Source organism: Mycobacterium sp. IS-3022, from assembly GCF_001500065.1.
In the GTDB taxonomy this organism is placed as follows: Bacteria; Actinomycetota; Actinomycetes; order Mycobacteriales; family Mycobacteriaceae; genus Mycobacterium.
Map to the genome: position 1 here is coordinate 621,131 of NZ_LQIN01000001.1, position 905 is coordinate 622,035.

Annotated in this window: 1 protein-coding gene; it reads left to right on the plus strand. The window is 58.3% G+C overall.

Annotated features, from left to right (window positions below; genetic code table 11):
- Window positions 1–605: 605 nt before the first annotated feature.
- On the plus strand, window positions 606–836 hold the full coding sequence (locus tag AU188_RS03070) for an MbtH family protein (RefSeq protein WP_059162178.1): 231 nt from the start codon (window positions 606–608) through the stop codon (window positions 834–836).
- The last annotated feature ends 69 nt before the right edge of the window (window positions 837–905 follow it).

Sequence of the window (905 nt, forward strand, 5' to 3'; positions counted from 1 at the left end):
AACACAACCAGCAATGACGGGCGATTGATGGCGGCGTTGAACGATGAACGGATTGGACGTGAGCTTGTAGCTTTTGCCCTTCCTGATATTAGGGTTTAGCGCCATTCCGTTTTTTCTGTAGGCGGAGATCATATGTAACCAGGGCCGCCGGCGTGGGCTGCAGCGGACTTGTTATCACCAGAGTTAGGCGATCTCACGAACGCCGGACCGACTCCATGTGCCAGCGGCTGAGCGATACCGAACTACGCCCGTCTCGATGTCGTCGCTGGCAGCTGTACCATGATTGCTAGCGCTTCTTGGACACCTGGCCATCGCTGTTCCCGGGCAGGGCATACCACGCGAGGGAGCCGGTGACCGCTCGAGGTCCCGACGAGCAACGAGAACACGGTCCACAAGGCGCTTCTACCTGGTCAATTGCGAAACGTCACGGAGTCGAATTCGCCGCTGGCCTCTCACACCTGTGCCGAGAACCAATGGCTGAGCCGCTCTTGCTGAGTTGCGCGGTACCACACACCAGGAACTTTGCCGAAACGCCGGACCCAAGCTGTGAGCTTCAGTAGGGTGTGCAACGGTTTCACTCATATCGACAAGATGTCTGGAGGGTCGTGAGCACCAATCCTTTCGACGACGACAACGGCAGCTTTTACGTCTTGGTGAACGACGAGGAGCAACACAGCCTGTGGCCGACTTTCGCTGATGTTCCAGCCGGCTGGCGCGTGGTTTACGGCGAAGCAGACCGCGGCGCCTGTCTGGACTACATCGAACAGAACTGGCCCGATATCCGGCCGAAAAGTCTGCGCGACAGGCTTGCAGCTGATCGGGGTTCTGATACGTAAACCGTTCGGTGTAGGGGGAGTTCGATGGAACTGGATGAACGGGTACTTCAGCCAACGCGCCGGCAGCCG